This is a genomic window from Kitasatospora sp. NPDC050543 (assembly GCF_044457565.1).
GTDB lineage: Bacteria > Actinomycetota > Actinomycetes > Streptomycetales > Streptomycetaceae > Kitasatospora.
In genome coordinates this window covers 25,540-32,325 of record NZ_JBITGZ010000053.1, presented here as the reverse complement: position 1 = coordinate 32,325, position 6,786 = coordinate 25,540, and the positions used below count along the sequence as shown (strand labels likewise).

The window sequence follows — 6,786 nt, the reverse complement described above, 5'->3', positions numbered from 1 at the left end:
CCCCACACCACCCGACCCACCACCGGAAACGCCCGCAGACAATTCACCCCCAACGGATTCAACAAACCGTTCTCACCATCCGACAACCGCACCGATAGATCCGGCACCCCCACCAAACCCGCCTCCAACCCCGCCCCCGCCTTCCACACCCCACGCACCGCATCCGTCCGCGCCAACACCCCCGCCACCGCACCACACGGCACGAAGTCGGCGATCAGACCGCCCTGCTCGGGGTCGGGCCGGCGCAACCGCGGGAAGTAGACCGCCGCGTTCTCGCGCGGACCGTCGATCGGTTCGAGCCAGCTCTCCGGCTGCTGCGTCGGGTCCTTCCAGTCCTCGCGCGGGTCGATCAGCAGGACGGCCCGGCGGCGCCTGCAGTAGGCCAACGCTGCGGAGATCAGGCCGGGCTCCACATCGTGTTGCGCACGCTGATGCGGGGGGATGCAGAGCAGGTTGAACAGATCGAGGTGGTCCAGCGCGTACAGGCCCCGGTGGTCCGCCTCACCGCCCTGCGGCAGGAAGTCGGCGGCGGTGAGCGGCGCCCCGTCGCTCACCGCCGCGCGGGCCGCGTCCACGGCCTGGCGCAGGGCGAGCTCCGCGGCGTCGAGCGCGCTCCTGGGGACCTCACCGCGCTGGTACCGGCCCCGCGTCTCGGCGACGCTCTGCTCGGCGGCGCCCAGCGCGTCCCTGCCCTCGCCGGGAGTCCCCGCCGGATCGCAGTCGACCCGCACCAGCGCGGAGCCGGCGGCCAGCACACCGGCCACGTTCCGGGCGTTCTGCGCGGTCGAGAGGTTGTGGAAGGCCTCCGTCCGTCCGCCGGGGGAGGCCTCCCGGACCGTCAGGTTGAACAGTGACTCCCGGGCGACCCCGATCTCGTCCGCCACCGCCTGGTCGGTGCCGTTCTTGTCGATCTCCGCCCGGAGTGCCACCCCCCAGCTGCCGGGCTCCGCCGCGACCAGGGCGAGACCGCCGACCGTGAGCCTGGCCGGAGTCGTCGTCGGGTCGGTCAGCCGGACGATCTCCGCGCGTGCGCCGCCGTTGGCGAAGAAGTCCTGTACGGCGTAGCCGAGGGTGCTCTCCCGCCAGAGGCCGCCGAACCGCCGGGAGAACTCCTCGAAGCCGAACACCGTCGTGGGGGTGTCCACCGGCCCGCGCCCGGCCCGGCCGATGAACGCGGCGATGGACGTGGCCACACCCGTGATGGTGCGTACGCCGCTCGGGATCTCCTCGACGTACACGCCCGGATAGCTCAGTTGAGCACCCATCGCCGCCTCCTCTGACCGCAGGTCCGGCAAGATTCGCAGAGGATCCGTCACCCGAGCGTCACCGATGCGTCACCAACGGCCTTGTGAGGTCACTGGTTCGAGCGAACCGCCGACACGCCTGCTTGACGTCACGACATGACGTCACCACCCGGTGCGGCCCAGGCCGAGCGGGAGTTCCTCCTCGCACAGCAGCGCCTGGAGCAGGGGCGAGGGCCCGACGCCGAGCTCACTCCGGAGCACCGCCCGGCAGGCCTCGAACTGCCGGACGGCCTCCCCCAGGTTTCCCTCCGCGAGGTGGACGCGGATCACCGCGCGGTGGGCGCTCTCCCTCGTCGGCTCCAGCTGGACGGCACGCATGCCGCTCTCCAGGGCGTCGGCATGGCGCCCCTCCTTCAGCAGTCGTCCGGAGGCGGTCTCCAAGGTGTGCAGCTGGAGCTGGCGCAGCCGTTCACGCTCCACCAGCACCCAGTCCTCGTACCAGCCGGGGAGGAGGTCGCCGACCGGCCGGACGGCGGCCAGCTGCGCCAGGTCGGCCGCACCCGGGTCGTCCAGTACGCTCCGGGCGCTGCGCAGCCAGGTCCGCACGTCCACCTCGATGCCCGGGGCGAGGGCGAGTTGACCTCGGCACTCCACGATCGCCCAGCCGGTGCGCTGGATGCGCCACAGTGTGGTGCGCAGCCGGCCGCCGGCCTGCTGCTCGGATACCTCGGGCCAGAGGATGCCGCCGGCCTGGCCCCTGGTGGTGGACTCGCGCAGTCCGAGCAGGGCGATGAGCCGCTGGCTGTTCAGCGGCAGCGGGAGCTGCTCCTGCCCGCGTCTCAGCTCGAACCCGTCGAACAGGCGCAGCCGAAGGCTCTCGGGCCGCTTCTGCCGGGGCTCGGCGGTCGTCCTCACGTGCGCTGCGGGCGTCAACTCGACCACGTGGTACCCCACTTCTGCTTCGTTTCCGGACGAACAGACTGCTGATGCGCGGATCTCGCCGCCGGCAATCCTGGCCCTCGATGATTCAACCCTTATGAGTGATCGCTGCTCCGCGCGCACCCGGAGAGAGATGACCCGGCCGGGCCGGGAGGAGACCTCCGAGCAGGTCCTAGCGGGGGCCTCGACAAAGTGAGGGTGAGTCAACTTCCGCCATCACGCGGTTATACGATCATCTGAGTGCCTGTCGTGTGATGACAGCTCCACGACGGCCCGTCCGCTCTTCACATACAGGGGGATCCCTTGAACGTCCGCCGCTCACTCGCCACCGCCGCGATCGCCGCCGCGATCACGCCCGCCGTACTGCTCTCCGCCACGCCGGCGCTCGCCGACACCGCCCCGACCGGGCAGTCGCAGCCGGACGGCACCTCGGTCGCCCAGTTGGAGAAGGCAGCCGCGGACGCGGACAAGGCCTACCAGGACGCCGTCGCGACCGCCGCCAAGGAGCGGAAGCTCGTGTCGGACCTCCTCGACAACCGGGACGGGATCTTCGACCGGACCTACAAGGACATAGTCGACGCGGCCACCAAGGCGGCCGAGGCACGGCAGACGGCCAAGACGGCCAAGACGGCGGCCGACAAGGCACTCGCCGACGAGCAGGCCACGGCCAACCGCATCCTGGACAGCTCCACCTCCACCGAGGACGAGCGCGTCGCCGCGCTGACCGCCCTCTACAAGGCACACAAGGCCGCCGACGCCGCCGACGCCGCGCTGACCGCCGCCGAGGCCAAGGCCGACGCCACGCGCACGGCCGAGGACGACGTGCGGGTCGCCATCGCCCGGAAGATGGTCCGCTCCGACCTGTCCGTCACTGCCGCGCTCGCCGCCAAGAACGCCGCGGACCAGGCGCTCACCGATGCCAAGGCGCAGGCCAAGGCCGACGCGGAGGCCGCGGCTGCGGCTGCGGAGAAGGCGAAGGAGCAGGCGAAGGAGCAGGCGAGCGCGACCCCCGTCTCCTCCCCCACCACGCTGCCCACCGCCCTGCCCACCGCCGCGGTCGTCCCGGCAGCCGCCAACGCGCGGGCCGGTGCCCCCGCCGTGGCACCCGTGACCGCGCCCGGCAGGACCGGCACCAGCACCTCCGTCACCGGCGCGAGCACCACCGCCGAGACCGCGACCGGCGTCCTCGCCGACACCGGCGCCTCCCCCGCCACCCCGTACCTGGCCGCCGCCGCCGGTGCGGCCGTCGTCCTCGGCGCCGGCGCCGTGTACGCCTCCCGCCGCCGCCAGGGCGACCGTACCGTCTGACGCCCCGCCTCGGCCGCCACGCGGGCGGTACGTCCGGCTCCGGTGCAAGCCTCCCGCCCGTCACCGGAGCCGGACGTACCGATCAGGTCCGCAACTCCGGCGCCGGCAGGCCGCGCCGGAGTCAGCCCGGTCACGGTCGGCTCAGCGGCCTCACCCGGTGGTGCGGCCGCGCACGGGCTGTCGCTCCGCGGCCGGAGCACCGTCCGAGGAGAGCATCATCCCGCGACGGACCTCGCTCTCGGTCACCTCGGCGAGGAGCAGACCGACGTCCGCGTCATCACCGCCAAGCCCGCCGAAGCACACGCGGAACCTCTCCACCCCCGCAGACCGTCACCGCACGTCGGACGCCGGCTCCGAGCAACCAGAGCTGGTCACCCGCGGCCGCGTCACCATGGTGCACGCGCCCAGTCACAGCCAGCCCCCGCCCCGGCAGCACGAACACATCCTCGACCCGCAGCCGCGCCACCAAGCCCCCCTGCCGTTCCGCACCATCGCCTGATCCCCACCATCGCCGGACCGAACGTTGCCCGACTTGGGGCCGGCACGGCAAGCGGGCGCGTGCTCCCGAACCCCCTCGGCGGGGCCTTGGGCGACCTGTGAGGTCAGCGCGCCGCCGAGGTCCTCGCGCGGTAGGAGAGGGCGGCCATCAGCAGGCCGATCCCCCAGACCAGGAACTGCGGGATCCCGTAGCAGACGATCCACCGACTGAAGATCCCGTCGTCGTTCCACTGGGCGACCGTCAGCAGCGCGGCCCACCCGGTGTAGAGGAGCAGGAGGGCCGACACCGTGAAGCCGGTGAAGGCCAGTGCCCGCGCGGGAACCTTGCGACCCGCCAGGAGCGGGACCCACCGCGGGACCACCAGCCCCCACGGCCGGACCAGACTCAGTGCCAGGACGCCGGCCAGGGTGGCGAGCCCGTTGAGCACCCAGAGGTACGGACCGCCTCCGGCGGCGTACCACTCCCGGAACTTGCCCTGGTCGACCCAGAGCGGGATACCGAGGGCCCACACCGCGTGCAGCGGAACGAAGCCGGCGGTCGCCGCGAGAGCCGATGCGTAAGCGGCCCTGACTGCCCGCCGGGGCGGCTTCGCGATCCCGTCGGCAGCGATGGCGACGGCGGCGGTTCCGGGGTTCGGGAGAGCGGCTGCGGACATGATCGAGCCTCCAGGAACAGGGGTGCTTGTGCTCGCGACTCACCCTGCCAGCGGTCCCCGCGCCCCACATCCCGCTGCGGACTGACAGCCACTCATCCCTGGCGGCGGCCGGCACGCCGCGCCATCCCCCTGGCGAGGGACCCGGTCTCCTCCCACCCCTCCAGGGCTGCGCCCCGCACGCCCGCCCCCGCCGTCCGGGCTCCCGGCCAGCGCGCCATGCGCCGCAGGTGGGAGCGGTGGCGGTAGTTTGCTGGCAGATCCGGCGCCGCGGAGTTCCGTGTGCCCGGCACGGCCTGACGTGACGTCCGGAATCGGCCGACCTCGTTCCCGGGTTTCCGATCACATGACCATCGGTGGCGGTACGGACGTCCGGCCGGCCGCCGGTGCGGCGGCGGACTGCCCGCATGAGCCGCCAAGGAGAGGACAGGTGCAGATGGTGAGTGCCGAGCTCGATCTCGCCGGCCTCCGGCGCGTCTACGGACGTCCGGGCAGCTGGCTCTTCTACACACTCGTGGCCAGGAACGCCCGGCACTGGGGGTGGACCGAACCCGGGCAGTCCAAGTGGCGCTGCTGGCGGGCGCAGCGCCAGCTGGAGGGTGTCCTCGGACGGAAGCTGGCCCTGCCGACGGGGTCGCAGGTGCTGGATGCGGGATGTGGGACGGGGACCGTGGCCCGGGCGATGGCCACCCGGTTCGGCCTGGTGGTCACCGGTGTCGACGTCCTGGACTTCCACCTGCGCGACGCCCGCCGGCTCAGTGCCAGGGCCGCGCTGGACGGGCGGACGAAGTTCCTCTGGGGGGACTACCACGCGCTGGACTTCCCCGACGCGTCCTTCGACGGCGCGTACTCGATGGAGACGCTGGTCCACGCCTACGACCCCGAACGCGCACTGGCCGAGTTCTTCCGCGTGCTCCGCCCGGGCGGCCGGCTGGTGGTGCTCGGCCCGATGAGCCCCCCACCGGAGGAGATGAGCCCTCAGGGGCGCGCGCTCATCGAGGCGTACATCGATGACATGGTGTTCCCGGGCGCGAAGCAGTACCACACCGGGAACATGAACCAACTGCTGCGCAAGGCCGGCTTCCAGGTGGAGGAGGCCCTGGACGCCACCGAGAACTACCTCCCGACCTCGGCTGCGCTCTACGCGTACTTCCGCGTCCCCTACGCCCTGCTCAGCCGCCTGGGGCCGATCGACAGGTGGCTCAACATGCGGTCGGTGGTGCAGATGTACCACGTCAGGAAGTACGTCTATTGGTACATCCACACCGCCGTCAAGCCACTGTGACGCTGTGCCCTGCCCGTGACGATCCGGCCCATGACATCCAGGGACCGGCCCTTCCAGTGGTCGCAATGCCCGCTGTCCGGATCCGTTGGCAGGCGCTGCGCGCCCCCGGGGCCCGTCCTCCGCCCGGTGGTGCGGCCACGACAGTGTGGCTGCGCGGCCCCTGACCGGCCCTCGGCCGCGGCGCAACCGGCGCGGGCTCCGCCGGGGCACGGGGGCAAGCGCCGGGCGGCTTCAGGTGTTCCACACGCCGGTGGCGGCGGCGTCGCGGGCGAAGCCGGCGAAGTCCCTGGGTGCCCGGCCCAGGGCGCGCCGGACGCCGTCGGACAGATGGGCGTTGCGCCCGTCCAGGATCATGGTGAACAGGTCGGCGAACTCGCCGGGCAGGCCGGCTCCGGCGAGCACCTTCCGGTACTCCTCGACGGTGACGGGCGTGAACCGCACCTCGCGTCCGGTGGCCTCGGACAGTTCCGCGGCCACGTCACCGAAGCTGAGCAGACGCGGGCCGGTGAGCTCGTAGACCTGGCCGGCGCGCCCGTCCTCCACCAGGGCGGCCACCGCGACGTCGGCGATGTCGTCGGCGTCGACGAACGGCTCGACGGCGGCCCCCGTGGGCAGCGCGAGTTCGCCCGCCAGGACCGGCTCCAGGAAGAAGCTCTCGTCGAAGTTCTGGTTGAACCCTCGGCGGACCGGGCGCCGATACGCACCGGTACGCCCCGCGCGCTCAGGCGCTCGGCGACCCGTCGTCCGGTCTTCCCGGTGCCCCCGACCACGAGGACCGTGCCGGTGTCGCCGTGCGCGGTGCTCCGCCGGGTGTTCGACCGGGGCTGGGTGCCCGGCTGGGTCCGGGTCTCCGGCCGGG

General features: G+C 72.7%; 7 protein-coding genes. 2 read left to right on the top strand and 5 right to left on the bottom strand.

The window, feature by feature from the left end; translation table 11 throughout:
- Positions 1–1,265: hypothetical protein (locus ACIBH3_RS33965; protein WP_396315970.1), on the bottom strand; the 1,265-nt coding region annotated here is incomplete at its 3' end.
- A gap of 141 nt (positions 1,266–1,406) precedes the next feature.
- Positions 1,407–2,186, bottom strand: coding sequence for a BTAD domain-containing putative transcriptional regulator (locus ACIBH3_RS33960; protein ID WP_396315969.1), 780 nt, complete (start codon positions 2,184–2,186; stop codon positions 1,407–1,409).
- Positions 2,187–2,486: 300 nt separating this feature from the next.
- Between ACIBH3_RS33960 and ACIBH3_RS33955 the strand changes: the two genes are divergently transcribed.
- On the top strand, positions 2,487–3,491 hold the full coding sequence (locus ACIBH3_RS33955; protein WP_396315968.1) for an LAETG motif-containing sortase-dependent surface protein: 1,005 nt from the start codon (positions 2,487–2,489) through the stop codon (positions 3,489–3,491).
- A 150-nt stretch (positions 3,492–3,641) separates the two neighbouring features.
- On the opposite strand, the gene ACIBH3_RS33950 is transcribed toward ACIBH3_RS33955, so the two are convergent.
- The gene (locus ACIBH3_RS33950) at positions 3,642–3,809 is read right to left on the bottom strand and encodes a hypothetical protein (protein ID WP_396315967.1); all 168 of its coding nucleotides are present in this window, start codon (positions 3,807–3,809) and stop codon (positions 3,642–3,644) included.
- Between the two features lie 284 nt (positions 3,810–4,093).
- Positions 4,094–4,645: a hypothetical protein gene (locus ACIBH3_RS33945; RefSeq protein ID WP_396315966.1), complete on the bottom strand. Its 552-nt coding sequence runs from the start codon at positions 4,643–4,645 to the stop codon at positions 4,094–4,096.
- A gap of 433 nt (positions 4,646–5,078) precedes the next feature.
- Here ACIBH3_RS33945 and ACIBH3_RS33940 point away from each other — a divergent pair, with 433 nt between their 5' ends.
- Entirely contained in the window at positions 5,079–5,927 is an 849-nt protein-coding gene (locus ACIBH3_RS33940) for a class I SAM-dependent methyltransferase (RefSeq protein ID WP_396315972.1), read from the top strand.
- Between the two features lie 231 nt (positions 5,928–6,158).
- Here the strand turns inward: ACIBH3_RS33940 and ACIBH3_RS33935 are convergent, their stop codons facing one another.
- Positions 6,159–6,482 (bottom strand): hypothetical protein, encoded by a 324-nt coding sequence (locus ACIBH3_RS33935; protein ID WP_396315965.1) that lies wholly within the window; start codon positions 6,480–6,482, stop codon positions 6,159–6,161.
- Positions 6,483–6,786 lie beyond the last annotated feature (304 nt).

What these genes read in the sequence shown, in the direction of transcription:
- ACIBH3_RS33945 (WP_396315966.1), bottom strand. Translation starts at nt 4,645, where the DNA reads ATGTCCGCAGCCGCTCTCCCGAACCCCGGAACCGCCGCCGTCGCCATC.
- ACIBH3_RS33940 (WP_396315972.1), top strand. Translation starts at nt 5,079, where the DNA reads ATGGTGAGTGCCGAGCTCGATCTCGCCGGCCTCCGGCGCGTCTACGGA.